The sequence below is a fragment of the Caulobacter sp. GW821-FHT09B08 genome, assembly GCF_059418225.1.
The window spans coordinates 552,917-579,824 of the sequence record NZ_JBWKPL010000003.1 but is presented as its reverse complement, the minus strand read 5'-3'; the positions used below and the strand labels follow the sequence as shown (position 1 = coordinate 579,824).

General features: G+C 68.7%; 21 protein-coding genes. 10 read left to right on the top strand and 11 right to left on the bottom strand.

What is annotated here, in order from left to right; genetic code table 11:
- Positions 1-51 precede the first annotated feature (51 nt).
- The 3 genes from AC07OA_RS13285 to AC07OA_RS13275 all read left to right on the top strand — a co-directional run bounded on the left by AC07OA_RS13285 (position 52) and on the right by AC07OA_RS13275 (position 3,321).
- The gene (locus AC07OA_RS13285; protein ID WP_494664310.1) at positions 52-1,560 is read left to right on the top strand and encodes an alpha-N-arabinofuranosidase; all 1,509 of its coding nucleotides are present in this window, start codon (positions 52-54) and stop codon (positions 1,558-1,560) included.
- 295 nt (positions 1,561-1,855) lie between these two features.
- Positions 1,856-2,914 (top strand): aspartate-semialdehyde dehydrogenase, encoded by a 1,059-nt coding sequence (locus AC07OA_RS13280; protein WP_494664279.1) that lies wholly within the window; start codon positions 1,856-1,858, stop codon positions 2,912-2,914.
- A gap of 71 nt (positions 2,915-2,985) precedes the next feature.
- Positions 2,986-3,321 (top strand): YciI family protein, encoded by a 336-nt coding sequence (locus AC07OA_RS13275; protein ID WP_494664278.1) that lies wholly within the window; start codon positions 2,986-2,988, stop codon positions 3,319-3,321.
- Positions 3,322-3,331: 10 nt separating this feature from the next.
- On the opposite strand, the gene AC07OA_RS13270 is transcribed toward AC07OA_RS13275, so the two are convergent.
- From AC07OA_RS13270 to rhmD, 8 genes are all read right to left on the bottom strand, one after another.
- The gene (locus tag AC07OA_RS13270) at positions 3,332-4,873 is read right to left on the bottom strand and encodes an MFS transporter (protein WP_494664277.1); all 1,542 of its coding nucleotides are present in this window, start codon (positions 4,871-4,873) and stop codon (positions 3,332-3,334) included.
- Positions 4,874-4,949: 76 nt separating this feature from the next.
- Positions 4,950-6,059: a beta-galactosidase BglB gene (gene bglB, locus AC07OA_RS13265; RefSeq protein ID WP_494664276.1), complete on the bottom strand. Its 1,110-nt coding sequence runs from the start codon at positions 6,057-6,059 to the stop codon at positions 4,950-4,952.
- Positions 6,060-6,080: 21 nt separating this feature from the next.
- Positions 6,081-9,860 (bottom strand): beta-galactosidase, encoded by a 3,780-nt coding sequence (locus AC07OA_RS13260; protein ID WP_494664275.1) that lies wholly within the window; start codon positions 9,858-9,860, stop codon positions 6,081-6,083.
- A gap of 2 nt (positions 9,861-9,862) precedes the next feature.
- Positions 9,863-10,192 carry an L-rhamnose mutarotase gene (rhaM, locus tag AC07OA_RS13255; RefSeq protein ID WP_494664274.1) on the bottom strand — a complete coding sequence of 110 codons (330 nt, stop codon included), beginning with the start codon at positions 10,190-10,192 and terminating at the stop codon, positions 9,863-9,865.
- A gap of 22 nt (positions 10,193-10,214) precedes the next feature.
- A complete protein-coding gene (locus AC07OA_RS13250; RefSeq protein WP_494664273.1) occupies positions 10,215-11,126 on the bottom strand; it encodes an amidohydrolase family protein in 912 nt (303 codons plus the stop codon).
- Positions 11,127-11,137: 11 nt separating this feature from the next.
- A complete protein-coding gene (locus AC07OA_RS13245; RefSeq protein WP_494664272.1) occupies positions 11,138-11,890 on the bottom strand; it encodes an SDR family NAD(P)-dependent oxidoreductase in 753 nt (250 codons plus the stop codon).
- Positions 11,887-12,750 (bottom strand): 2,4-didehydro-3-deoxy-L-rhamnonate hydrolase, encoded by an 864-nt coding sequence (locus AC07OA_RS13240; protein WP_494664271.1) that lies wholly within the window; start codon positions 12,748-12,750, stop codon positions 11,887-11,889. Before AC07OA_RS13240 ends, AC07OA_RS13245 begins: the two co-directional genes overlap by 4 nt.
- A gap of 19 nt (positions 12,751-12,769) precedes the next feature.
- Positions 12,770-13,948, bottom strand: a complete 1,179-nt coding sequence (rhmD, locus tag AC07OA_RS13235; RefSeq protein WP_494664270.1) for an L-rhamnonate dehydratase — start codon at positions 13,946-13,948, stop codon at positions 12,770-12,772.
- 231 nt (positions 13,949-14,179) lie between these two features.
- On the opposite strand from rhmD, the gene AC07OA_RS13230 reads away from it, so the two are divergent.
- The 5 genes from AC07OA_RS13230 (at position 14,180) to AC07OA_RS13210 (ending at position 21,078) form a co-directional block, all read left to right on the top strand.
- The gene (locus tag AC07OA_RS13230; RefSeq protein ID WP_494664269.1) at positions 14,180-15,010 is read left to right on the top strand and encodes an IclR family transcriptional regulator; all 831 of its coding nucleotides are present in this window, start codon (positions 14,180-14,182) and stop codon (positions 15,008-15,010) included.
- Positions 15,011-15,039: 29 nt separating this feature from the next.
- Complete coding sequence (gene lra1 / locus AC07OA_RS13225; protein ID WP_494664268.1) at positions 15,040-15,801, top strand: L-rhamnose 1-dehydrogenase Lra1; 762 nt, start codon at positions 15,040-15,042, stop codon at positions 15,799-15,801.
- An 18-nt stretch (positions 15,802-15,819) separates the two neighbouring features.
- Complete coding sequence (gene lldD / locus AC07OA_RS13220) at positions 15,820-16,962, top strand: FMN-dependent L-lactate dehydrogenase LldD (RefSeq protein WP_494664267.1); 1,143 nt, start codon at positions 15,820-15,822, stop codon at positions 16,960-16,962.
- A complete protein-coding gene (locus AC07OA_RS13215; RefSeq protein WP_494664266.1) occupies positions 16,959-17,792 on the top strand; it encodes a rhamnogalacturonan acetylesterase in 834 nt (277 codons plus the stop codon). Before lldD ends, AC07OA_RS13215 begins: the two co-directional genes overlap by 4 nt.
- Before the next feature lie 268 nt (positions 17,793-18,060).
- Entirely contained in the window at positions 18,061-21,078 is a 3,018-nt protein-coding gene (locus AC07OA_RS13210; RefSeq protein ID WP_494664265.1) for a glycoside hydrolase family 2 protein, read from the top strand.
- A gap of 12 nt (positions 21,079-21,090) precedes the next feature.
- Here the strand turns inward: AC07OA_RS13210 and AC07OA_RS13205 are convergent, their stop codons facing one another.
- From AC07OA_RS13205 to AC07OA_RS13195, 3 genes are all read right to left on the bottom strand, one after another.
- Positions 21,091-23,118, bottom strand: coding sequence for a DNA/RNA non-specific endonuclease (locus AC07OA_RS13205; RefSeq protein ID WP_494664264.1), 2,028 nt, complete (start codon positions 23,116-23,118; stop codon positions 21,091-21,093).
- Between the two features lie 92 nt (positions 23,119-23,210).
- Complete coding sequence (locus AC07OA_RS13200) at positions 23,211-24,560, bottom strand: ATP-binding protein (RefSeq protein ID WP_494664263.1); 1,350 nt, start codon at positions 24,558-24,560, stop codon at positions 23,211-23,213.
- The gene (locus AC07OA_RS13195; RefSeq protein ID WP_494664262.1) at positions 24,557-25,270 is read right to left on the bottom strand and encodes a response regulator; all 714 of its coding nucleotides are present in this window, start codon (positions 25,268-25,270) and stop codon (positions 24,557-24,559) included. Before AC07OA_RS13195 ends, AC07OA_RS13200 begins: the two co-directional genes overlap by 4 nt.
- A gap of 156 nt (positions 25,271-25,426) precedes the next feature.
- Between AC07OA_RS13195 and AC07OA_RS13190 the strand changes: the two genes are divergently transcribed.
- Together AC07OA_RS13190 and AC07OA_RS13185 are read left to right on the top strand one after the other, a co-directional pair.
- Positions 25,427-25,834, top strand: coding sequence for a hypothetical protein (locus tag AC07OA_RS13190; protein WP_494664261.1), 408 nt, complete (start codon positions 25,427-25,429; stop codon positions 25,832-25,834).
- Positions 25,835-25,934: 100 nt separating this feature from the next.
- Positions 25,935-26,864, top strand: a complete 930-nt coding sequence (locus tag AC07OA_RS13185) for a carboxylesterase family protein (RefSeq protein WP_494664260.1) — start codon at positions 25,935-25,937, stop codon at positions 26,862-26,864.
- Positions 26,865-26,908: the final 44 nt, after the last annotated feature.

Here is a 26,908-nt window from a genome sequence, read left to right as displayed (position 1 = left end):
GTGAAGCTGACCACGCTGAAGCGCGCGCTCGTCGCGGGCCTCGCCACCGCCATGCTCGCGGGCGCCGCAAGCGCCCAGACCGCCGTCACCGGCGTCCTGCACGCAGACCAGCCGGGCGCGGTGATCCAGCCCGAGGTCTACGGCCAGTTCGCCGAGCACCTGGGCCGGGGCATCTACGAGGGCGTGTGGGTCGGCGAGGACAGCAAGATCCCCAACACCAAGGGCTACCGCAACGACGTGGTCGCCGCCCTGAAGGCCATCAAGGTGCCGGTCGTGCGCTGGCCCGGCGGCTGCTTCGCCGACGACTATCACTGGCGCGAGGGGATCGGTCCCCGCGACAAGCGCCCCGTGAAGGTCAACGTGATGTGGGGCGGCGTCGAGGAGCCCAACAGCTTCGGCACCCACGAGTTCATGGACTTCGCCGAGCTGATCGGCACCAAGACCTACGTCGCCGGCAATGTCGGCACCGGCACGCCGCAGGAAATGAGCGAGTGGGTCGAGTACATGACCTCGCCCACCCAGTCGTCCATCGCCAACCTGCGTCGCGCCAACGGTCGCGACAAGCCGTGGAAGCTGGACTACTTCGGCGTCGGCAACGAGAACTGGGGCTGCGGCGGCCAGATGACGGCGGCCCACTACACCAACCTCTATCGCAACTTCGCCGAGTTCGTGCGCGCGCCCCAGGGTAACCGGCCGGTCAAGGTGGCCAGCGGCCCCAACGCCGAGGACTACGCCTGGACCGAGACTCTGATGGCCGGCGCGGCCAAGAACATGAACGCGCTGAGCCTGCACTACTACACCATCCCCACCGGCCACTGGGGCAAGAAGGGCTCGGCCCTGGTGTTCGACGAGCAGGAGTGGGCCGACACCATGGTCCAGGCCCTGAAGATGGACGAGCTGGTCACCAAGCACAGCGCCATCATGGACAAGTACGATCCCCAGAAGAAGGTCGGCCTGTATGTCGACGAATGGGGCATCTGGTACGACGTCGAGCCGGGCACCAATCCGGGCTTCCTCTACCAGCAGAACACCATGCGCGACGCGGTCGTGGCGGGCGCGACGCTGAACATCTTCCACAAGCACGCCGACCGGGTGCGGCTGACCGCCATCGCCCAGATGATCAACGTGCTGCAGGCCATGATCCTGACCGACGGCGACAAGATGGTGCTGACCCCGACCTACTGGGTCTACGACCTCTACAAGCCGTTCCAGGGCGCGACCTCGCTGCCGGTCGAGGTCAACAGCCCGGCCTATGCGCTGGGCAAGTCCAGCGTGCCGGCGGTCAGCGCCTCGGCGGGCAAGGACATGGCGGGCGTGGTCCACGTTGCCCTGGTCAATCTCGACCCCAACAAGTCGGCGACCGTGACGATCAAGCTGGCCGGCGTGGCGGGCAAGACCGCCAAGGGCCGGGTGCTGACGGGCCCGACCATGGCGGCCCATAACAGCTTCGACGCGCCTAACGCGGTCAAGCCGGCGGCTTTCACGGCGGCCTCGATCAAGGGCGACACCCTGACCGCGACCCTGCCGAGCAAGTCGGTGGTGGTGCTGGACCTGAACTAGGCCGAAGCCGGGGACAGGCGCATGCGCCTGTCCCCAGCCGCGCAACAGGCCTCAAGAAAACTCTAAGCGCCTTCAGAGCGTGGCCGTTTACATCGGCGTCGTTCGCCCCTAGAGAGCCCGCATGTTCGTCGTCGCGACCAAGATTATTACCCGCAAACCGACCCGCTTCCGCGGGGCGTGTGCGGGTATGTGCGTCTAGACACGACACCCGGACCAAGCCCCGCCGATGCGCGGGGCTCGTCTTTTCCAGACCAGCACGAACCCGCGCCTCCGCACCCACAGGAGACGCAATACCGTGAGCCAGACCTTCTCTTCCGCCAATCCTCCCGCCGTCGGCATCGTCGGGGCCACCGGCCTCGTCGGCGAGATGATGCGCACCCTGCTGGCCGAGCGGAACTTCCCGCTGAAGTCGCTGCGCCTGTTCGCCTCGGCGCGGTCGGCAGGTTCGACCCTGGTTTGGAACGGCCAGGAGATCGTGGTCGAGGACGCCGCCACCGCCGACTATGCCGGCCTGGACATCGTGTTCTTCTCGGCCGGTGGTTCGACCTCGCGGGCCCTGGCCCCGAAGGTGGCCGCCGCCGGGGCGGTGGTGATCGACAACTCCTCGGCCTGGCGCGACGATCCGCAGGTGCCGCTGGTGGTGGCCGAGGTGAACCCCCACGCCCTGGACACGATCCCCAAGGGCATCGTCGCCAATCCCAACTGCACCACCATGGCCGCCATGCCGGTGCTCAAGCCCCTGCACGAGGCCGCGGGCCTGAAGAAGCTGGTGGTCTCGACCTACCAGGCCGTGTCGGGCGGCGGCCTGGCCGGCATCAGCGTGCTGGAGAGCCAGCTGCGCGCGGCGGCCCAAAATGGAAATGGCGGCGGCGCCGGCCTGGCGCGCGACAACCAGGCTGTGGCCCTGCCGCCGCCCGAGAAGTGGGCCGTGCCCATCGCCTTCAACGTGGTGCCGCTGAACTACGTGCTGGGTGAGGACGACTACACCGAGGAGGAGCTGAAGCTGCGCGACGAGAGCCGCAAGATCCTCGAGATCCCCGGCCTGCCGGTCTCGGGCACCTGTGTGCGCGTGCCGGTCTATACGGGCCACTCGCTGTCGATCAACGCCGAGTTCGAGCGCGCCCTCTCGCCGGCCAAGGCGCTGGAACTGCTGGGCCAGGCGCCGGGCGTGGTGGTGACCGCTGTGCCCAACCCGCTGGAAGCCACGGGGCAGGACCCGGTGTTCGTCGGCCGGGTGCGTCCCGATCCGACGGTCGAGCACGGCCTGGCGCTGTTCGTCTCGGGCGACAACCTGCGCAAGGGCGCAGCCCTGAACGCGGTGCAGATCGCCGAGGTGTTGGTGGCGCGCGGCTGACCCTCGCGACTCCGGGCCGGGAGCGGGCTATGCTCGCTCCCGGCCCCTGGAGGTCCAAGGAGGAAATGCCGATGAAGACGTTCCTGGCCCTCTACATGGGCTCCGGCGAGCCGATCGATCCCAATTCGCTGAGCGAAGAGACCAAGGCCAAGGGCATGGCCGCCTGGGGCCAGTGGATGGCCGACCACGCCGCCTCGATCGTCGAGCACGGCGGGCCGCTGGGCAAGACCAAGAAGGTGTCCAAGACCGGCGTCGCCGACATCCGCAACCTGGTCGGCGGCTTCGTCGTCGTGAAGGCGGAGTCCCATGAGGCGGCGGCGGCGATGTTCGAGAACCATCCCCACTTCGCGATCTTCCCCGGGGACTCGGTGGAGATCATGGAGCGGTTGCCGATCCCCGGGCAGTGAGGGGAGGGGGCTAGCGCCCCCACAGCCGCTCGTAGCGCCAGCCGGTCAGGTCCTCGACGATGGCCTTGGACTCGGGGCTTTCGGCCTCCGTCGCGCCGTCGCGCAGGCGCTCGACCTCGTGGATCAGCACCTCGTGGGTGCGGGCGTTGAGGCGGAACGACCACGAGACCCACAGGCCCCACAGCATCACCAGGATCGGTCCGGCCACCATCACCAGCACCACGGCGCGCACCGCTTCCGGCGACTGGACGACCGCGCCCGGATGGGCCTTGTCGGCGGCCACATAGCCGCCCAGGCCGATCAGGCTGGTGGTGACCAGGATCGCTCCCGACTGGGCGATCTTGCGCACGAAGGTCATGACCCCGGCGAAGATCCCCTCGCGCCGCTGGCCGGTTACGGCCTCGTCGACGTCGGGCAGGTAGTTGTAGACGCTCCACGGCACGAAGTTCAGCGTGCCCCGGCCCAGGCCCGCCAGGATGATCGGGGCGAACAGCCAAAAGGCCGTGACGGCGTTCAGGTCGCCGCCGGGCGTGAAGCCCGCCGGACGGTGCAGGTAGAGACCCAGGTACAGCAGCAGGGCCGCGCCGACGAAGCCGATGGCGATGCGGTAGGCCATGGTCGGGCCCGTACGGATCACCACGTTGATGGCGATCATCACCGAGATCAGCTGGGCGACGTACATGGTGGTCATCAGCTTGGAGATCACCAGGGTGGCGCCCATCATCACCGTGGCCACGAACAGCGGGAAGGCGGTGTTGAAGATGTCCTGGCTGATATAGCCGCCCAGATACAGTGACAGGTGCTGGCGGAAGGCCTTGATGCGCAGGGTCGAGAACAGGTCGCGGAACATGTTGACCGGGATCATCGCCGCCCGGCCCCAGTCCATCGGCTCGGGCTGGATCAGCTTCTCGGCGTCGGTGTAGGGGCGCTCCCAGGTGAACAGCACCACCAGCAGCACCACCAGGCTGAACAGCCCGCCGAAGATGGCGGCCATGATCAGGAAGGTGCCGGGCGAGTCCTTGCCGCCGAAGTGGTTGATGATCAGGGTCGGCAGGTACGAGGCCAGGATCGCCGAGGTCTGGGCGATCAGCATCCGCACGCCGGCGAACTTGGCCTTTTCCTTGTAATCCTTGGTCATTTCCGCCGCGAGGGTTTCCCACGGGATCAGGAACATCGTGTAGACGAACTCGAAGAAGATGAAGGTCGTCAGGTAGTAGGCGAAGGTCTGGCCCGTCACGAAGATCAGGGCGAAGGCGGGCAGCAGCGGGATCGTGACGATCAGGAAGATCTTGCGCCGCCCGATATGCCGTCCGACCCAGGTGTGGCGCAGGTTGTCGGAGACATAGCCGATCAGCGGGCAGGTGATCGCTTCCAGCAGGCGCGGCAGGCCCAGGATCAGGCCGGTCTCGATCGGCGACAGCCCGCAGAAGGTGATGAAGAAATAGGCCAGCCAGCCGGTGATCACGGCTTGCGCGCCGGCCCCCAGCATGTCGCCGGAACCCCAGCTCCAATAGGTGAGCCAGGTGGGCTTGCGGATTTCCGACGTGGCCATGTGGTGTCTTCCCGAATGCACGAAGTCTTGGTCTTGGAGGCCGCCGCCCTGATGAGCGGCGGCCCCGGAAGCGGGCCTAGATGAAGGCGCGCTGGAATTCGCCCAGGGCGAGGATCGCCAGGGACTGGCCGTAGGGCATCGAGGTCAGGGGGATGTCCTTGTAGCCCTGCAGGGTGTCGAACACCGGGGTGCCGAACGACACCTGCTGCAGCTCGCCCTTGTCGTCGATATTGGCCAGGACGCCCTTCAGCGCCTTGACGCCCAGTTCCTGGTACTCGCGGCCGACATAGCGTTTGCGCACGGCCTTCAGCACGCCGTAGGCGAAGCCGGCCGTGGCCGAGGCTTCCAGGTACGAGGTCTTGTCGTCGACCAGGGTGTGCCACAGACCCGTCTCGGCGTCCTGATAGCGGTCCAGGGCCTTGATCTGGGCTTCCAGGGTGTCGATCAGGAAGTCGCGCAGGGCGTCGCCGGGCGGCAGGTCCAAAAGCTCGATGAACTCGGGGATGGCGATCGTCACCCAGCAGTTGCCGCGCGCCCACAGGGCGTCGGCGAAGTTATGCCGGCCCTCGAACGTCCAGCCGTGGAACCACATGCCGGTCTTGCGGTCGGCCAGGTACTTGATGTGCACCATGAACTGGCGCTTGGCCTCCTCGACGAAGTCGTCGCGGCCTAGCAAGAGGCCGATCTTGGCCAGTGGCAGGACGCTCATCATCAGCGTGTCGTCCCACAGCTGCTGGGGGTTCTCGCTGTTGAAGACGATGTGCTGGAAGCCGCCTTCCTCGGTGCGCGGACCCTCGTACATCACGTAGTCGGCCCAGGTTTCCAGATAGGGCAGGTAGGTGTGGTCGCCGGTGGCCTCGTACAGATAGGCCAGGGTCAGGAACGGCGAGACGGTGTTGATGTTCTTGGTCGGGGTGCCGGCCTCGAAGCGGTCGGCGAACCACTGGGTCATGATCTCGAACGCCCGCGGATCGGCGGTCATCTCGTACTGCTTCCACAGGCCGTAGAGGCCCACGCCGTGGGTCCACTCCCAGTCGTTCCAGCCCTTGGTGTCGATGACGCGGCCGTCTTCGAGGCGCAGCAGGAACTCGCCGGTCTCGTCCTGGATGTCGACCAGATTGCTGATCAGCAGGGCGATCTTGGCCTTGATGTCCTTGGCCTCGAGGCCGTGAGCGAGATTGGGCACGATAGTCTCCAGTAGTCCGGTCTAGGGTTTGAAGTCGGGGGCGGGCACGCGGGCGACGGGGATGCCGCCGCGCACCGTGCGCAGGTTGACGAGCTTGACGGCCTCCAGGGCGTCGCCGGGTTCGCCGTCGCTGGTGACGGCCAGGGCCAGGGTGTTCTTGCCGTGCAGGTCGACGATGCCGGGTGGCAGGACGAAAGTCCGCTGGGGGCCGACATTGGCGATGAACTGGCCCATGTTCCAGCCATTGACGAAGATCAGCACCCGGTAGCGGCCGGGCGAGCGCGGGACGTTCGGATCGCCGATGGTCAGGCCCAGGGTGGTGTCCTGGTCCTTGGGCAGGTTCAGGTCGAAGCTGGTGCGATACCAGGTCGTGCCGGCATAGGGCTGGGTCGCCGCCATGTCGGCCTTGGCCCAGGCCGCGTCCGGGAAGCCGGGCAGGTGCCAGCCGCTGCGTTCACCGAACTGGCCGCCGTTGTTGGCGTTGCCGCGCACCGGGTCCTGGATGTCCTCGCCGCCCAGATTGCCCTGGATCTTCCAGGCGATCGGCACGGCGAAGCTGTAGCTGCCTGGACCCGACAGCGAGGCCGAGACCAGGCCGCGGGCTTCCTTGTGGAAGTCGTCGGCGTCCAGGTCCCAGTTGTGGCCGTTGTTGCGGACCATGACCGAGATCAGGTGCTCGCCGGTTCCACGCAGGTCTTCGGGCAGTTTGAAGGTGGCGACGCCCGTGGTGATCGGACGGGGCAGGCCGCCGTCCAGCTCGTGCTGGCCCAGGAAGCGGCCGTCCAGCCAGACCTGCAGCATGCCCGCGCCGCCGGCGCCGTAGTGCAGGGTCAGGGTGTCGATGTCGGCCTTGCCCGTGTAGCGGCCGCGATACCAGACGTCGCCCTGGTGGAAGCCGTAGGCGCTCATGTCGAGCGCCGGCTGGCCGGTGGGGCCACGCACGGTCGAGCCGCTGCGGCGCCCCTCGGTCTTGAGCCAGGCGGAGTCGTCGAAGGCCGGATCGGACTCGGGCGAGCCGGGGGCGGTCTTCCAGTCCAGCTTGGCGAGATCGGGCACGGTGATCGCCGCCGGACCGGCCAGGGACTTGTCGGCCAGCAGGCTACCCGAAGCCGTCGGCTTGGCCGCGACCTTGGCGCCGTTCCAACGGATCGCCGTCACGGCCTTGGGCGCGAAGACCTCCAGCGGGCTGTCGGTCTCGGTGTCGCCGGTCAGGGACAGGACCCCGCCCTTGGTCGCGTCGCTGCGCACCAGGCCCGGGCCGCGCACCAGGGCGGTATCGCGCCGCCAGAAGGTCTGGGCGGTCTCGGCGTCGGCCAGCAGCAGGGTCAGGGGCGGGCGACTGCCGCCGGTGATCCGCACGCGGGCCAGGCCCTTATGGGCATAGGTCAGCTTCAGGTCGCCCTTGGCGGCGTCGAAGGTCGAAGCGACCTCGCCCTCCAGAACCTCGACCTTGGGCGCGGAGGCGTAGCGCAGCACCGTCTCGCCCGCCTCGCCGGCGCGGCCGTAGAGCAGAGCCAGATCGCCGTCGTTCCACTTCAGGTGCGTCTGGATCTCGGACGTCGAATAGACCAGCCGCTGGCCGCCCAGGTCGTAGGACGCCATCAGCATCTTGCTGTCCTGGCCCTTGATCCGCGAGGGGACGACATAGTCGCCGTCGCGCGTGGAGACCTTGAAGGTGAAGGCCTCGTCGCCCGTGGCGCTGCTGGGATTGTGGACCACCACATAGAGGTGGCTGCCGGTCTCGGAATTGACGTTGTGGTAGACGCGGACCTTGTCGTTGGCCGGGACCACGGCGGGGCCCTTGTCCATGCGGGTGAGGTCCGGCACGGCGGCGATGAACTCGCCCATCTGCTTCATGACGCGGGCCTTGTCGCGCAGGCCCCGGGCCTCGTCGATGGCCGAGCCGTAGTCGTACGAGGTGAACACCACCGGGGCCGGCAGCCAGCCCCAGCTGGTGCCGCCATAGGTCATGTAGAAGCTCTGGATCGTCAGGCCGTTGGCGATGTTGGTCCCGTAGAACACCCGCTGGTAGCCGACGCCGCGATGGATGGCGGTGCAGTCGTAGTCGCCGTTGCTGCCCCAGTAGTCGAACCAGCCGCCGCCGAACTCGGCCGCGAAGCCGGGGGTGTTGGGGCTGGCCGAGGCGCCGCCCCTGGAGCCGCCGGGGCCGTAGAGACCCCAGTCGGGCGCGACGCCGGGGCTGGCGGGCGTGGAGTCGACCTTGCAGTTGCCGCCCGGATAGCCGTCGAAGGCGTAGAGGTCGGCCGGCCCTTCCACCGTGCCGGGGACCTTGGAATCCTTGGGCACCCAATAGCCGTTGCGGCCCTTGTCGTTGTGGAAGATCGGGACGGTGATCCCGTCCGCGCGAGCCTTGTCGGCCAGCCACTGCATGTAGCGCTGTTGCGGGGCGCCCACGACGTCCAGCTCGTTCTCGATCTGGTGGGCGATCACCGTGCCCTGGCCGGTGGTCAGCTGGTGGCGGGCGACCACGGCGTTGATCCGGGTCAGCCACTCGTCGGCGGCGGTGACGTATTCGGGATTGTCGGTGCGGGCCCGGGCCTGCTGGTTGACCAGCCAGCCGGGGAAGCCGCCGCGCGTCAGCTCGGCGTTCACGTAAGGCCCGGCGCGGGTGATGACGTAGAGGCCTTCTTCCTTGGCCATGGTCAGCACGCGGTCCATGTCGCGCACGCCGCTGAAGTCGTAGACCCCCTGCTTGGGCGAGTGGTAGCCCCAGTCGAAATAGATGGCGACGGTGTTGTAGCCGCTGGCCTTCATCTTCTGGAGGATGTCGCGCCACAGGTCCGGGCTGGGCACGCGGAAGGGGTGGAACTCGCCGCCCCACGAGAAGACGCGTTCGCCGTCGACCTTCAGCGAATACTTGTCCCAGGTGATCTTGTGCGCTTCGGCGGGCTTGGTGGCGACGGCCTGGTCGCCGCCTTCCTTCAGCACCGTGAAGTGGCGCACCGTGCCCGACAGTTCCGGCAGCTCGGTCTTCTTGGTCCAGGTGCGGAAGCCGTCCCGGCTGTCGGAGTACCAGTACCGCTTGGACATGTACTCGTCGAAATAGATCCGCCAGGCGCCGTCGGGCGCGCGGGTCAGGGCGGGGCCTTCCAGGAACTTGCCCCAGCCGGCCCAGTCGCCCGTACCCTTGGCCTGCCAGGGCCCGTCCAGCGACGGGGCGGTCCACAGCTCGACGAACTTGCTGGTCTCGTTCTTGGCGAAGGCGTTGTAGAGGCCGCCCTCGCGCACCACGAAGGTGTCGATGAAGTTGGGACCCAGACCCGCGAGGGGCTTGGGCGCGCTCCAGGTCGCCAGCGAGGCGTCGGCGGCGACGAGGCGATAGGGCTTGAAGTCGCCCTGCTGGCCCGTGGTCGAGACCGACAGGATCAGGTTCACCGCGCCGTCCTGGTCGACGAACCATTCCGGCGCCCAGCTGTTGGTGACGCCGGGCACGTCGATGGTGACGTCGCGCAGGAAGGTCCAGTCGGCCAGGTCCTTGCTGCGGGCCAGGCCGATGGTGCTGCCGGCCCAGCCGGTGGTGTAGGCGACGTAGTACCAGCCGTCGGTGTGCTTGATCACGCTGGGATCGCGGATCAGCCCCTTGGGCGGGGTGTAGGCCAGCGGCTTCTTCAGGGTGAAGCGCGTGCCGTCGGCCGAGTCGTAGACGCTCATGTTCGACTGGCTGGCGTTGGTGAACGCCGTCATCGTGTAGCGCGCGGGCTCGGCGCCAAACGACTGAATGGGGGCCGAGGTCGCCAGGAGGGCGGCCGCAAGGCTCAGTGCGGGGAGGAGGGGGCGCATCCTCAACCCTCGAAGTAGAAGACGGGCTTGAGCGGCCACTCGACGGGTTTGTTGTCCGGATGGACCTCCATCAGGTCGGCCATGAAGTCCCACCAGCGCTTCATCACCGGCTGCAGCGGCAGGGCGTCCTTCTTGTTGTCGGGGCGCAGGCGCAGGACGGCGAAGAGGCTCATGGTCTCCTCGTCCAGGAAGATCGAATAGTCGTGGATCCCCGCCTCGCGCAGGGCGTCGGCCAGGTCGGGCCACAGTTCGTCGTGGCGGCGCTCGTACTCGGCGGCGACGCCGGGCTTCAGCTGCATGCGGAAGGCGATCGGCCGGTCCTCAGTGCTCATCGTGTCCTCCCGTTTCTTGTTCTTATCGATCGGCCAGGCGGTAGACCCGCCGGGCGGTCCCGGCGAACAGGGCCAGTCGCTCGGTCTCCGAGAAGTCGGCCGTGATCGCGTCATAGGCTTCGTAGAAAGCGCCGAACGCGCCGTGCACCTTCTCGACCGGGAAGTTGCTGGCGAACATGCAGCGGGCCGGGCCGAAGGTTTCGATCACGCGCATCACGAAGGGGCGCAGGCTGTCGGTCGTCCAGGCGCGGTCGACCATGGCCAGGCCCGAGATCTTGCAACTGACGTTCGGCCGCTCGGCCAGCAGGGCCAGGCCCTCGCGCCAGGCTTGCAGGCCCGCCTCGTCGCGGTCGGTCGGCATGCCGGCGTGGTTGACGATCACCGGCGTGTCCGGATGGGCGGCGGCCAGTTCGGCGGCCACTGCCATTTGCGACGGGTAGAGCTGCAGGTCGAACGACAGGCCATGCTTGGCCAGCAGGCCGTAGCCGGTCCGCCACTGGGCGTTCAGCAAGAGGTCGCTTGGGCCATAGGTCTTGGCCGGGTCGGCATGCCAGTTGACGATCTGTCGCACGCCCCGGACGTTGGCCCGCGCGGCTTGCGCCTCCAGCAGCGCCTCGACGCCCGGATCGTCCAGATTGGCGCCAGCCACGATCCCGCCGATCACGCCGCGCGTATCGGCCAGGCCCTGCAGCCAGTCGGTCTCAGACAGCTGATCCTTGGGCGGCAGGCCGCACTCGACATGCACCGTCGCGGCGACGTTCCAGCCGGCGGTGTCGGCCAGATAGTCGTCCAGTCCGTACGAACGATAGGCGATCGACGACATGTCGCCGGCCGGATTGTTCGGCAGCGGGCGGTCCTGGAGCCAGGCGTAGTAGTGCCGGTCCAGGTCCCACAGGTGCATGTGCGGGTCGATGATCGGGCCGAGCCAGGCCATCACTCGGCTCCCTAGAAGGTCGTGCGGCCGCCGGAGGTGTCGAAGGTGGCGGCGGTGGTGAAGCTGCACTCCTCGCTGGCCATGAAGCAGACCATGGCGGCGCTTTCATGGACCTCGCCCAGGCGACCCATCGGGATCTTGCCGCGCATGTAGTCGACCTGGCTCTGGGGCAACTGCTCCAGGATCGGGCTCTCGAAGGTGGCCGGGGTGATGCTGTTGGCGATCACGCCCTTGGTGGCCAGCTCCTTGCCCAGCGATTTGGTCAGGCCGATCACGCCCGCCTTCGACGCCGAATAGGCGCTGGCGTTGGGATTGCCTTCCTTGCCGGCCACGGACGAGACGTTGACGATCCGGCCGTAGCCCTGGGCGATCATGAACGGCGCCACTTCGCGGCAGCAGTAGAAGATGCCGTTCAGGTTGATGTCGATCACGCGCCGCCAGCTGTCGAGCGGGAACTCGTGCACGGGCACGGTGGCGCCGGTGATGCCGGCCGAGGCCACCAGGATGTCGATCTTGCCGAGGGCCCCGTGCGAGGCCTTGGCGGCGGCGGCCACGGCGTCGTGGTCGGAGACGTCGAGGGCCACGCTGTGGGCGGCGCCCACTTCGGCGACGGCGTCCTTCAGAGCGGCGGCGTCCAGGTCCCACAGCGAGACCTGGCCGCCCTCGGCGACGATGCGGGCGGCCACGGCCCGGCCCAGGCCCGAGGCCCCGCCGGTGACGACGGCGGCGCGGTTCGCGAAGCGATTGGCGTAGGGAGTGGTCACGCGACGCCTTCCTGGGTCCAGGCGACGACGTTCTGGCGCTGGCTGCCCAGCTTCTCGATGCCCAGCTCCATGACGTCGCCGGCCTTCAGGAAGATCTTCTCGGGCTTCTGGCCTTCGCCGACGCCGGGCGGGGTGCCGGTGGTCAGGATGTCGCCCGGCTCCAGGGTGACGAAGCGGCTCATATAGGCGATCAGCTCGGCCACGCCGAAGATCATGGTCTTGCTGTTGCCGGTCTGCATGCGCTTGCCGTTCAGGTCCAGCCACATGTCCAGGTCCTGGCAGTCGCCCACCTCGTCGGCGGTGACCAGCCACGGGCCGACCGGGCCGAAGGTGTCGCAGCCCTTGCCCTTGTCCCACTGGGAACCGAGCTCCTTCTGGAAGGCGCGTTCGGAGACGTCGTTCACCAGCACGTAGCCGGCGACGTAGTCCAGGGCGTTCGCCTGCTCGACATAGCGGGCGCGCTTGCCGATCACCACGCCCAGCTCGACTTCCCAGTCGCCCTTCTCGGCGCCCTTGGGCAGCATGACGTCGTCGTTAGGGCCGTTCAGGCAGCTGATCGCCTTGGTGAAGAAGATCGGCTCGGGCGGCGGCTCCAGGCCGGCCTCCTTGGCGTGGTCGGCGAAGTTCAGGCCGATGGCCAGGAACTTGCCGACGCTGCCCACCGGCACGCCGTGGCGGGGCGAGCCCTCGACCAGCGGCAGGGTGGTCGGATCGATGGCGGCCAGCTTGGCCAGGCCCTCGGGCGACAGCTCGGCGCCGGTGATGTCGGCGACCACGCCCGACAGGTCGCGGATCTTGCCGTCGGCGTCGAGGAGGCCGGGCTTTTCGGCGCCGCGGGGGCCGTAACGCAGGAGTTTCATGGGATACGCTTTCGGGGGATTAGCGGGCGTAAGGCCGGTGCAGACCGACCTCGCGATTGAGTTCGACGCCAAAGCCCGGCGCGTCGCCGAGCTTGAGCTTGCCGTTCACCGGGACGGGCTCGCCGATCAGCTGCGGGTGGAACATCGGCACCACCTCGTCGGCCTTGGGGGCCATCATCAGGAACTCGGCGAATGGGCTGTTATGGCGCGTGGTGACGAAGTGGTAGCTGTAGACGCTGGAGCCGTGCGGGATGCACAGCACGCCGCGGCTGTCGGCCAGGTTGGAGATCTTCACCAGCTCGGTCATGCCGCCGCACCAGCCCACGTCCGGCTGGATGATGTCGCAGCACTCCATCTCCAGCAGCATGCGGAAGCCCCAGCGGGTGGCTTCGTGCTCGCCGGTGGTGACCAGCATGCCGGGAGGGGCGTTCTTCTTCAGGTCGCGATAGCCCCAGTAGTCGTCGGGGCTCAGCGCCTCCTCGATCCACTTCAGGCCATATTCGTGGGCCTTGTGGGCCAGCTTGGTGGCGTAGTTCAGGTCCAGCGCCATCCAGCAGTCGAACATCAGCCAGAAGTCCTCGCCCGTGCGCTCGCGCATGGTGGCCAGTTCTTCCAGGTTCTTGCGCAGGCCTTCCTCGCCCTCGGCCGGGCCGTGGTGCAGGGGCATCTTGCCGCCGATGAAGCCCATCTTCTGGGCCAGGTCCGGACGCGCGCCCGTGGCGTAGAAGGTCAGTTCGTCGCGAACCTTGCCGCCCAGCAGGTGATAGACCGGCTCCTGACGCAGCTTGCCCAGTAGGTCCCACAGCGCCAGATCGACGCCCGACAGGGCGTTCACCACCAGGCCCTTGCGGCCGTAGTATTGGGTCGAGAAGTACATCTGGTCCCAGATCTTCTCGATCTCGGCCGGATCGCGGCCTTCCAGGAAGCGGGCCAGGTGCTTTTCGACGATGTAGGCGGCGGGCTCGCCGCCGGTGGTCACCGCGAAGCCGATCGTGCCGTCGGCGGCCTCGATCTCGACGACCAGCGTGCCCAGAACGTTGATTCCGAAACTCTGGCGACTCTGGCGATACTCAGGGTAGCGCGACATGGGGGTCGCGATGTGGTCGTCGATCCAGTGGCCTTCGCCCTGGTCGTGATAGTCGGCCCCGCCGCCGCGTACGACATAGGCCCGAACTTGCCGGATAAGGGGAAACGGCATGGGAAAAACCTGCTCCAGCCCAAACGCTTCCAAGAGGAAGCGGTCTACTTAAAGGAAGAAGAGGGCGTATCGTTAGGCAAAGGCCTTCGACATGCTTGGCGAAACCTTCAAAGGCCGCGCCTACCTCCCCAAGACGTCCTATGACACGGTGGCGCGCCCTGCTTTTGGTGACCGGATCGTCGCCGTCGCCGCTTGCGCTAGGTACCATATTATGAGAGAGAGTGCTACAAAATGAAACGTGACGCGTCAAGGGGAGCCGGAACGGTGGCCAAGGAAGACAACTCAAGCGGTAAGGCGCCCAGCGGCAGCCAGACGCTCTTCCGGGGGCTGGACCTGCTCGACGTGGTCGCCGACTCCGGCACGATCGGCCTTCCGGGCCTGGCCGCCAAGCTGGGATTGACCCGCAGCACCACGCACCGCCTGGCCACCGCCCTGGTCGAGCGCCGGCTGCTGGCCCAGACCCCGCGCGAGGGCTACAGCCTGGGCTCCAAGTTGCTGGAGTTGGGCTACCTGGCCGGCCAGCAGATGGACCTGCCGCGCGTGGCGCGTCCCCACCTGGAAAAGCTGTGGGAAGAGCTGGAGGACACCGTCCACCTGGGCGTCCTGGAAGACGACCGCGCCCACTATCTGGACAAGCTGACCGGCCGCCGCCGCATCAATATCTCTTCGCGCGTGGGCGACCGCCAGCCGATCCGCTCGACGGGCCTGGGCAAGGCCCTGGTGCTGGACGACACCGAGGCGCGCTGGCGCGAGCTCTATCGCAAGGAAGGCCCGCGCTCGGCGCACGGCCCCGACGAGGAGCAGTGGATCGCCTGGATGCACGACTACGCCAAGAAGGGCGTGGCCTTCGACTTGGAAGAGAACGAGGACCGCATCCGCTGCGTGGCGGCGCCGATCCGCGGGCCCAGCGGCGGGATCGTCGCGGCCATCAGCGTGTCCGGCGCGGCGCAATACATGGACGACGCCCGCATGGCGGACCTGACGGCGACGGTGCGCGACTGCGCCAACGCCATCGGCGTCGAGCTGGGCTGGAACGAGAAGAGGACGCCCGCCAAGCGGTAGGCGCCTTAAGAGTACGGAGTGGAGGAACGATGCTTCTGAAGGACAAGGTGGTGCTGGTGACCGGCGCCTCGGGCGGGATCGGCAAGGCCGCCGCCATCGGCGCCGCGCAGCACGGCGCGGACGTGGCCATCAACTACCACTCCGACGAAGCGGGCGCGGCCGACGCCGTCGCCCAGATCGAGGCCCTGGGCCGCCGCGCCATCGCCGTGAAGGGCGACGTGGCCGAGGTCGAGACCGCCGCCGCTTTCGTCCAGGCGGCCGTCGATGCGTTCGGCAAGGTCGACGTCTTCGTCAACAACGCCGGCATCTGCCCCTTCCACGCCTTCCTCGACATGCCGCCCGAAGTTCTGGAGCGGACCATGAAGGTCAATCTGCACGGCGCCTATTACATGGTGCAGGCGGCGGCCAACCAGATGGTCAAGCAGGGCCACGGCGGCGCGATCATCGCCGTCAGCTCGATCAGCGCCCTGGTCGGCGGCGGCATGCAGACCCACTACACCCCCACCAAGGCCGGGGTGCACAGCCTGATGCAGTCGACCGCCATCGCGCTGGGCAAGTACGGCATCCGCTGCAACTCGGTGCTGCCGGGCACCATCGAGACCGCCATCAACAAGGAAGACCTGGCCGACGTCGCCAAGCGCGAATACATGTCCGGCCGCATTCCGCTGGGTCGCCTGGGCGAGCCCGACGACCTGGCCGGGCCGATCGTGTTCCTGGCCTCGGACCTGGCCAAGTACGTGACCGGCGCGGCCCTGCTGGTCGACGGCGGCGCGTTCGTGAACCTGCAGTAGTCCGATGATCGTCTCCCAATGATCGTTTCATCGACGACGGACTTCCGCGAGGCGGCGCGGCGCAAGCTGCCCCGCTTCCTGTTCGACTATATCGACGGCGGCGCCTATGCCGAGCGGACCCTGGCCCGCAACGTCTCCGACCTCGCCGACCTCTCCCTGCGTCAGCGGGTGCTGAAGGACGTCTCCAAGGTCGACACCTCCACGACCCTGTTCGGCCACTACCAGGCCCTGCCGGTGGCCCTGGCGCCGGTGGGTCTGACGGGCATGTACGCGCGGCGCGGCGAGTGCCAGGCGGCGAAGGCGGCGGCCGCCAAGGGCGTGCCGTTCTGCCTGTCCACCGTCTCGGTCTGCGACGTGAACGAAGTGTCCAAGGCCAGCCCCGCGCCGATCTGGTTCCAGCTCTACGTGCTGCGCGACCGGGGCTTCATGCGTGACCTGCTGGCCAAGGCGGCCGACGCGGGGGCCACGGCCCTGGTGTTCACCGTCGACATGCCCGTGCCCGGCGCCCGCTACCGCGACGCCCATTCGGGCATGAGCGGTCCCAACGCCGCCGCGCGCCGGCTAGTGCAGGCGGCGCTGAAGCCCTCGTGGGCCTGGGACGTCGGCCTGATGGGCCGGCCCCACACCCTGGGCAATGTCGCGCCGGTGCTGGGCAAGAACTCGGGCCTTGAGGACTTCATGGGCTGGCTGGGGGCGAACTTCGATCCCTCCATCCAGTGGAAGGACCTCGACTGGATCCGCGACCAGTGGAAAGGCCCGCTGATCATCAAGGGCGTGCTCGATCCCGAGGACGCCAAGGCCGCCGCCGACATCGGGGCCGAGGGCATCGTGGTCTCCAACCACGGCGGCCGGCAACTGGATGGGGTGCTGTCCTCGGCCCGTGCCTTGCCCGCCATCGCCGAGGCCATGGGCGACCGCCTGACCGTGCTGGCCGACAGCGGCGTGCGCTCGGGCCTGGACGTGGTGCGGATGCTGGCCCTGGGCGCCAAGGGCGTGCTGCTGGGCCGGGCGTGGGTCTACGCCCTGGCCGCGCGCGGCGGGCCGGGCGTGAGCCAACTGCTGGACCTGATCGAGAAGGAAATGCGCGTGGCCATGGCCCTGACCGGGGTCAACACCCTGGACCAGATCGACCGCTCCATCCTGGCCGAGGTGACACGATGAGCGCGCTGGCCTTCCTCGCGGCCCTGGCGCTCCAGAGCGCTCCGGGCGCGCCGTCGCCCGACCTGACCGATGTTCCGGCCCCGCCGCCGGTGGCCGCGCCGGTCGCCCGCATCCTGATCGCCAGCGATTCCACCGCCGCCAACTACGGCGCGTCTGCCTATCCGCAGATGGGCTGGGGCATGGTGTTGAAGTGCTCGCTGGATCCACGCGTGGAGGTGGTGAACCTGGCGCGCGGCGGCCGCTCGACCAAGACCTTCATCGAGGAAGGTCTGTGGGATGGCCTGCTGGCCAAGCTCCAGCCCGGCGACACGGTGCTGATCCAGTTCGGCCACAACGACGCCGATCGGGTGAAGATCGTCCGCTTCACCGATCCCAAGGGCGCCTACACCGCCAACCTGACCCGCTTTGTCGCCGATGTACGGGCCAAGGGCGCCCAGCCGGTGCTGATGACGCCCATCGCCAAGCACGTCTTCCTGGACGACAAGGTGCAGGAGACCCACGGTCCCTACGCCGAGGCGGTGCGCGCCGTGGCCAAGGCTACCCAGACGCCGCTGATCGACCTGGACGCCGACATGATGGGCGCCCAGCAGGTGCGGGGCGAGGCCGGTTCGCGCGGCTTCTATCTGATCTATACGCCCGAGGACCACGTCGCCCGCTACCCGCAGGGCAATAGCGACACCACCCACATCAACGAGGGCGGGGCGCGCCTGGCCGCGTCGCTGGTGGCCGGGCGGCTGTCGTTCCTGGGGCTGCCGGTCTCGGCCTATGTGCATCCGCAGACGACGGGCGTTCAGCCGATCCTCGGCGGTCCGCGCTGCCTGGGGCGTTAGGCAAAGAAATAGCGGAGCGCCTCGTGGCGCTCCCCACTCTTCGAGCAAAGAAATAGCGGAGCGCCGGAGGCGCTCCGCTGGCCCGGATGGGGGGAAGAGGCGGGCGAGTTGACGTGTGTGGGGGAGGCGGACCGGGGTCGGCCTCACGATCAATTTCTCAAAATATGAGATACTGTCCGATATTGTGAGAATGCGTTGACATGGGCACGATGTCAAGCCACAGGTGGCGAAAGGCCTAAATTGGCCTGGCCAATTTCGGAGGGCGACGATGCGACGGGCGATCCTGAATGGGCTGTGCGCGGCCTTGGTCTTGGGCGGCGTCGCGAGCGCCGCGCCCCGTGTCGACAAGCCCTTCAACGACGGCTGGCGCATGGCCGTGGGCGATCTGGCCGGCGCCGAACAGTCCGCCTTCGACGACGCCGCCTGGAAGCCCGTCACCCTGCCGCGCGCCTTCAACGAGGACGAGGCCTTCAAGGTGGCCAGCGCCGACCAGCGCGACGGCGTGACCTGGTATCGCAAGACCTTCGTGCTGCCGGCCGACGCCGCGCCCGATAGCCGGACGATCCTGGAGTTCACCGGCGTGCGCCAGGCGGCCGACGTCTTCGTCAACGGCGTGAAGGTGGCGGCCCACGAGAACGGCGTCTCGGGCTTCGGCGCCGACGCCACGGCCTACGTCAAACCCGCGCCGTTCCAGAACGTGGTGGCCGTGCGGGTCGACAGCAGCTGGACCTACAAGGAGCGCGCGACCGGCGCGCCGTTTCAGTGGAACAACAAGAACTTCCACGCCAACTACGGCGGCATCAACCAGTCGGTCCGGCTGCACGTCACCGACAGCCTGCACCAGACCCTGCCGCTCTATTCCAGCCTGGGCACGACGGGCGTCTATGTCTGGGCCGACGGCTTCGACATCAAGGGCCGCGCCGCCACCGTCCACGCCGAGTCCGAGGTGCGCAACGACTCCGCCCGACCGCGCACCTTCGCCTATCGCGTCAGCCTGACCGACGTCGACAGCAAGCCCGCCGGAACGTTCACGGGCCCGACCGTGACCCTGGCCCCGGGCGAGACCCGCACCGTCACGGCCCAGGCCCGGCTGAAAGGCCTGAACTTCTGGAGCTGGGGCTACGGCTATCTCTACACGGTCAAGACCGACCTGGTGGAGAACGGCGCGGTGGTCGACCAGGTCGCCACCCGCACGGGCTTCCGCAAGACCGCCTTCAAGGACGGCATGATCTGGCTGAACGACCGGGTCATCCAGGTGCACGGCTACGCCCAGCGCAGCACCAACGAATGGCCGGCGCTCGGGACCGACGTGCCGCCCTGGATCAGCGATTTCTCCAACGGCCTGATGGTGCGGAGCGGTGGCAATCTGGTGCGCTGGATGCACGTGACGCCCGCCGCCCAGGACGTGGCGTCGTCCGACCGCGTGGGCCTGCTCCAGGCCCTGCCGGCCGGCGACGCCGAGGGCGACACCAGCGGTCGCCGGTGGGAACAGCGGGTCGAGCTGATGCGCGACAGCATCGTGGCCTTCCGCAACAACCCCTCGGTGCTGTTCTACGAGAGCGGCAACAAGGGGATTTCCGAAGAACACATGGCCGACATGAAGGCCGTGCGCGACCAGTTCGACCCGCATGGCGGCCGCGCCGTCGGCTCGCGCGAGATGCTGGCCAGCAAGGTCGCCGAGTACGGCGGCGAGATGCTTTACATCAACAAGAGCGCCGGCAAGCCCGTCTGGGCCATGGAGTACATGCGCGACGAGGCGGCGCGGAAGTTCCAGGACGAACTGACTCCGCCGTTCCACAAGGACAGCCCCGACTACAACCGCAACCAGGACAGCAATTCGGCCGAGGCCGTGCGCCGCTGGTACGACTACTGGCGGGAGCGGCCGGGCGGCGGCGCGCGGGTCAGCTCGGGCGGGGTGAACATCAACTTCACTGACAGCAACACCCACTTCCGGGGCGACAACAACTATCGCCGCAGCGGCGAGGTGGACGCCATGCGCCTGCCCAAGGACGCCTTCTTCGTCCACCAGGCGATGTGGGACGGCTGGGTCGATGTCGAGCATCCGCGCAGCCATATCGTCGGCCACTGGAACTACGCGCCGGGCACGATGAAGGACGTGCTGGTGGTCTCCACCGCCGACAGCGTCGAGCTGACCCTGGACGGCAAGTCGCTAGGCCGGGGCGTGAAGTCGAACGGCTTCCTCTTCACCTTCGCCAAGGTGGCCTGGGCGCCAGGAACCTTGCGGGCGATCGGCCGCGATGCGGCCGGCAAGGTGGTCTCGACCGCCGAGGTCGTCACCACCGGCCCCGCCGTGGCCCTGCGCCTGACGCCGCACGTGGGGCCGCAAGGCTGGCGCGCCGACGCGTCCGACATCGCCCTGGTCGACGTCGAGGCGGTGGACGCCCAGGGCCGCCGCGTGCCGACGGCGCTCGACACGGTCAGCTTCGATGTCGACGGCCCGGCCGACTGGCGCGGCGGCATCGCCCAGGGCGACTCCACCGGCAAGAAGCCGGTCGAGGTCACGGGGCCGGCGGTGAACATCATAACCCAGGCTGCCGGCAAGGACGCGGTCACCCACTACGAGGGGACCAATCGCGGCGACGACAACTTCATCGGATCCAGGACCCTGCCGGTCGAGGGCGGGATCAACCGCGTGGCCCTGCGCTCGACCCTGGCGGCCGGCAAGGTGACCGTCACGGCCAGGGCCGAGGGCCTGAAGGCCGCCAGCCTGACCCTCGACGTCGCCCCGCCGCCGGCGGTCGAGACGCCGCTGCCGGTAAACCTGTCGCGCGGTCCCACGCCCACGACGCCGTCGTTCAAGGTTCGCCGGGTGGCGCTCGACCCGGTCGAGATCCTGGCAGGCTCCAGCGCGGTCGAGGCGCGCCTGACCCGCGACGACGACGAGACCACCCACTGGGCCAGCGACGGCAAGCTGGAGAACGCCTGGATCGAATACCGCCTCGCCAAGTCCCAGGTCGTCGACGAGCTGGTGCTGAAACTGATCGGCTGGCGCCTGCGCTCGTACCCGCTGCGGGTGACCGTGGACGGCGTCACGGTGTGGGAGGGCGAGCCGACCAAGAGCCTGGGCTATGTGACCCTGCCGCTGAAGCCGGTGAAGGGTACCCGCCTGCGCATCGCCCTGACCGGCCCCACGGTCGACCGCGACGCCTTCGGCAAGATCGTCGAGATCACCGGCGCCCGCGCGGGGCTGGATACCGGCGCCGAGAAGGTGGCGACCGGCGGCCGGCTGGGGATCATCGAGGCGGAGCTTTATCGCAGGCCGTGAGGGCGCGGGCGGCTACCGCCTCGGATGCTGGATGTCCGTCAGGCCCCTCAGGGTGCGACCGTTGTCCGGGCCGGTATAGACGTCCGCGGCCAGCACCACGGGATCGAAGACCAAGCCGGTGTCGGCCTGGATGCGGCTGACCGGCACCTGGAAGTTCTGGCTGTCCACGGTGCTGTTGGGACCGACCGGCAGCTTCTCGAACGGGATGTTGAGCGCGTACTTCTTCTGGCTGACGACATAGCCGCTGGAATAGAGCTTGCCGGTCTGGTCGGCGACGACGATCACCTTCCAGAATTCCTGCGGAATCTTGATGCCCCGGTGCCGCTCGTCGTCGTCGCGGAAGATCGGTCCCGAGAAGACCGAGGCCCTGACGTTCTCCTCGTCGGTATTGTAGAGCAGGAAGTTCTCCAGGCCCTGCCAGAGGTCGCTGCCCTGGTTGAAGCCGAAGTACTGCGGCGAGCAGTTGGTCCAGTAGAAGGTGTCCTCGTCGGCCTGGGCCGCTTCCAGCTCGGTGCCCCAGACCGGATCCAGACGCCGCACCAGATGGCCGCGATCGAAGTAGTTCTTCGACGCGCCCGGCTCGTTGCCGTAGAGCTCGTCACCGACCTGCAGCTCCTCGGGCAGGCGCGGATCGTAGTACCAGGTGTCGCTGCCGCGCTTCAGGCCGCCCCACTTGGCGCCGTCGATATTGACCGCCGTGAAGAACGCCATCCGCCGTTCGGGGGCGCTGTTGAGCACCAGCGAGAAGTGCAGGTAGCGCAGGACCTCGTCGCGACCGCCGGCCGGCAGGGCCGGTTCGCCGTGGCGCAGGGCGTCGGACCCCAGTTCGGGCAGGCGAACCTTCGTGCCGAGGAAGCTGTCGACATAGCCTTCCCGTCCGTCGAAATAGTTGGCCGGACGGCGGTGGATGGCCGGCTTGCGGGCGGCTTCGGCGACGCCGAGCGCCAGGATCGTCGGCGTGGCCGGCGTGGTCGGCGCACCCCCGATGATCGGAGGGCCGATCAGGCTCTGGCCGGCGATCGTGCCGGGGAAGGGCTGGCGGCCGACGGCGTCGTCGACGAAAGCGGCGATCAGCGGGCGGATCGGCGCCATGGCCGGATCCAGGGTCTGCCGCTCCACGTCGGCGACCAGCTTGGAGACGCGCACGCCTTCGTTGGCGATCCAGCGGATCTTGTCGGAGGGCAGGCGAACGGCCAGTTCGGCGGGCGCCCAGTCGCCGCTCGCCAGACGCCACTGCTCTACCCCGCCCTGGATATCGCGCTCGGGAATGCCGGCGTGGTGCAGGCACACCACCTGCCAGGCGTCGTTGGTCACCGGCGCGCCCGACGAGCCCGGCGCGGTGTCGGACGAGTACCAGAGGAAGTTGTCGCGGTCGGGGTAGACCGCGTCGCCCAGCTTGACGACCCGGTTTTCCCGCAGGGCGATCCGCTTGGTCTTGGCGTCGGGGTGCTGGATGATCGTGACGTACTGCCCGACCTCGGTCTTGTTGATCTTCGGATCCAGCCGCAGGTAGCCCAGGTTGGCCAGCGGGGTCAGGCCGTCCTCGTCGATCTCGGCGATGGCCACCAGGGTGTAGTCCAGGGCGCCGGGCGGGCTGGCGATGAAGCCGTCCTGGGGCGCCAGGCGAAAGCGCGTGGTGCGGCGAAGGCGGCCCTCGCCGTTCAGCTCGTAGCCGAACTCGGCGGTGGCGCGCGAGGCGGCGTCCTTGTCGGGAATGACGTGGTTGTTGGTCAGCAGCAGGCGCGGGCCGACCAGGAAGCCCGAGCCCCACTCGCCGCCGTCGCCCCGCGCGGCCGGCACGTTGATCCGGCACACGGCGCGGGCGGCCATCAGCCCGCGTTCCAGATAATTGACCTCGACCAGGTCGTTGTTTCCGATCAGCGCCTCGAGCACGTCGAAGTCGACGCCGGCGCCGGATCGCGCGCGGTGGACGATCTGGTCGACAACCTGTTCCTGGGTCAGTTCCGGCGCCGGCGCGGACTTGCTCGCGACCAGTTCGGCGCGCAGTTCGGCGTCGTCGATCAGAGATTGGATCATCATGAGCAGGCCCCCTTTGGCGCTACTCATATAACATTGTTCTCTACAAGGTTGTGACGGTTTCGGCGAAACGTGTCGATTGAGTTGCCCGGCGGTCAGGCGCCTGGGGCATGACCCGGCAACTCGATGGTCGCCGCCAGGCCCCCCTCCGGCCGGTTCGCCAGGACCAAGCTCCCGCCCTGCGCCTTGGCCAGGGCCTGGACGATGGACAGGCCCAGTCCCGCCCCGCCGGTGGCGCGGTTGCGCGAGGCCTCGCCGCGTTCGAAGGGGGCTGTCAAGGTCTCCAGCGCTCCGACCGGCAGGCCCGGGCCGTCGTCCAGCACCATGATCTCGACCCGGCGGCCCAAGGGGCGAGCGTCGAGGGTGACGTGGCCGCCGTAGCGCGCGGCGTTGTCGACCAGGTTGTCGACCATCCGGCGCAGGGCCAGGGGCGAGACCCAGGCCACGCCGGCCGCCTGGGAAGAAAGGGTCACCGACTGTCCCATCTCGCGGCGCAGGGCGGCCAGGGTCTCCAGCTCGCGGCGCAGGTCGATCGGCCGCGCCCCGTCGCCGCGCCCGGCGTCCTGGCGGGCGAACAGCAGGGTGTCGTCCAGCAGTTGGGACATCTCGGAGAGGTCGCGGGCGGCCTTGGCGCGCTGGGCTTCGTCGGCGATGAACTCGGCCCGCAGGGTCAGGCGGGTGAGATAGGTGCGCAGGTCGTGGGCGATGGCGGCCAGCATCCGCGTGCGCTCGTCCATCAGGCCCCGGATCCGCCCCTGCAGGGTGTTGAAGGCGGCCGACAGCTGGCGCAATTCGCGGGGGCCGCGCAGGGGGAGGGCCTTGGCGTCCAGGTCGTCGCCGAACCGGGCCACCTCGCGGGCTAGCAGGCTGACCGGACGGGTGGTCTGGCGCACCGCCAGGGTCAGCATCAGCAGGGTGACGACCAGCAGCGAGGCGAAAGCCAGCGACACCCGGCCGAAGAACCGGCGGGCCACCTCGGGGGCGCGGCGATGCAGGACCAGCACCTCGCCGTCAGCCAGGCGCACCGACAGCTTCAAGGCGTGGCGGCCGGGCAGGGCGCCGTCCTTCAGCCGCCCGCCGCGCCGGATGTCGATGCGCAGGTCGCGGCCGCCCAGGGCCTGGCGGTAGGCCTTGAAGCCGGGATCGCGGCCGTCGGCGACCCGGGCGCGCAGCGGCACGGGCGGATAGTCGGGGGCGAGGCTGGTGCGGATCACCCCGGTGTCCAGCGCCGCCACCACCTTGGCGCGGGCGACCGGCGGGCTGGCCTCCACGGCCTCGACGATGGCCCGGGCCTCGGCCGGACGCGGCAGCTGATAGAACCGCACCCCGCCCTCGCCCTTGCCCTGCGGCCAGACCAGCAGCACCGCCCCGATCAGCAGCATAGCCGCCAGCCCGGCCAGCAGGATTGCCGTCATCCGGGTGGAGAGATTGTCGGCCAGCATCATGACGACAGCCGCTCGGCCGGGGCGCTGAACAGATAGCCGCCGCCGCGTACGGTCTTGATTAGGCCCTCGTCGCCCAGTTTGCGGCGCAGGCGGCTCAGCAGCACGTCGATGGCGCGGTCGAACGGCTCGGCGCTGCGGCCCCGGGTCCAGTCCAGCAACTGGTCGCGGCTCAGCACCCGCTGAGGATGGCGCAGGAAGGCCATCAGCAGGTCGTGCTCTCCGCCGGTCAGGACCACGGCCTGGCCCGACGGGTCGGTCAGGTCGCGGCTGGCCGTGTCGAGCCGCCAGCCGGAAAAGCCCAGGATCTCGCCGGGCGGGGCGGCGGCCACGCGGTGGACCTCCCGCGTGCGGCGCAGGATCGCCTTCACCCGCGCCAGCAGCTCGCGCGGATTGTAGGGCTTGGGCAGGTAGTCGTCGGCGCCGATCTCCAGACCGATGACCCGGTCGATGTCGTCGCCCTTGGCGGTGACCATCAGTATGGCGGTGTCGCCGGCCGCCCGCAGGCGACGGCAGACCGACAGGCCGTCCTCGCCCGGCATCATGATGTCCATCAGCACCAGGTCCACCCGGCGGCGGGCGGCCAGGCGGTCGAAGGCCTCGGCGTTCTCGCAGCCCGCGACCTCGTAGCCCTCGCGGCGCAGCAGCCCCAGGGTCAGGTCTCGGATTTCGGCGTCGTCTTCCACGACCGCGATCAGGGTGTTGTCGGCCATGGTCCAGCAGATGCCTCAAGCCGGGGCCGGGCGAAAGCCGCCTCGGGGGCCGTTTACACTTCGATACAGTTCGTCGGACGCGCGCAAACGCCAGGGCGCCGGGGCGTGGTCAGGTGACGGCGTCGAGGGACACCGACCCATATCCATGGAGCCATCATGCGTAAAACTTCCATTCTGGCCACCGGCCTCTCGTCCCTGGCGGTGCTGACCGCCATGATCGCCGTCCCGGCCCAGGCCGGCCAGCACGGCCGTTTCGTCAGCGTCCAGGGCGCGCGCGGCCACGGCTATGTCCACAGTCGCAACGTCAGCCGCCAGCCTGGCGCCGTCTCGGTGTCGCGCGGAACCCAGACCAATTCCGGCCGGGGCGTGGCCAGCACGCGCGGCGCGACCTGGGGCGACGGTGCGTTCAGCTCGGGCGCGACCCGCACGTTCAACAACGGCGCCTCGGCCAGCCGCTCGACCGATGTCGTCAACAACGGCGACGGCACGGTCAGCTACGACCATTCGCGCACCGGCTACGACGGCTCGACGCGTTCGGTCAGCGGCACGGTAACCCGTCCCTGATCGAATCCGTCCCGGCCCGCCGCGCGTCTCCCTCCTCCCCCGATGCGGAGAGGCGCGGCGGGCGTTTCGCCGTTATTGATGACCCGACCGAGAGCCCGACATGACATCCAACCGACGCAAGACCGCGCTGATCGCCCTGATGGCCGCGCTGCTGGCCGGCGCCCCGGCCGTGGAGGCCGCCCAGCTGGGCCTGGGCATGCGCGGCAAGCTGCGCCAGCGCCTGGCCGAGAAGAAGGCCGAGGAAGAGCGCCCGATCGACCTGCAGGCCATCCAGCCCGGCGCCCGCAAGCGGACCGACGCCTACGGGACCGACCCGGCCCAGCGCCTGGACGTCTATCTGCCGCCCAATCCGAAGGGCGCGCCGATCCTGATCATGGTGCACGGCGGGGCCTGGATGATCGGCGACAAGGCCAATACCGGCTCGGTCGAGAACAAGCTCAAGCACTGGCTGACCAAGGGCTGGATCGTGGTCAGCGTGAACTACCGCATGCTGCCGGGGGCGATGGCCTACGAGCAGGGCGAGGACGTGGCCGAGGCCGTGCAATGGGTGCAGGGCCATGCCGAGGGCTGGGGCGGCGATCCGGGGCAGATCGTCCTGATGGGTCACTCGGCCGGCGCGCACCTGGTGGCGCTGGTCTCGTCGCGACCCGAGATGGTGGGCAAGCCTTGGGCGGGGACGGTGGTGCTGGACTCGGCCGCCATGCAGATCTCGGCGACCATGGCCGGGCGGCATCCCCGGTTCTACGACCAGGCGTTCGGGCCCGATCCGGCCTATTGGGCCAAGGCCTCGCCGATGGACCAGTGGACGCCCAATGCCGTGCCGATGATGCTGGTCTGCTCGACCAAGCGGCCCGACGACCCCTGCGACGACGCCAAACGGTTCGCGGCCAAGGCTCGGGCGTCCGGGCGGGATATGCCGGTGTTGCCCCAGGCTCTGACCCATGCCGACGTCAACCGGACGCTGGGATTGCCGGGGGCTTATACGGAGGCGGTGGATCGCTGGATCGCGGGGCGGCTGAGGGGGCGGTAGCGCACCGACTTGCCCCCACCTGACCGCTTCGCGGTCTGTCCGCC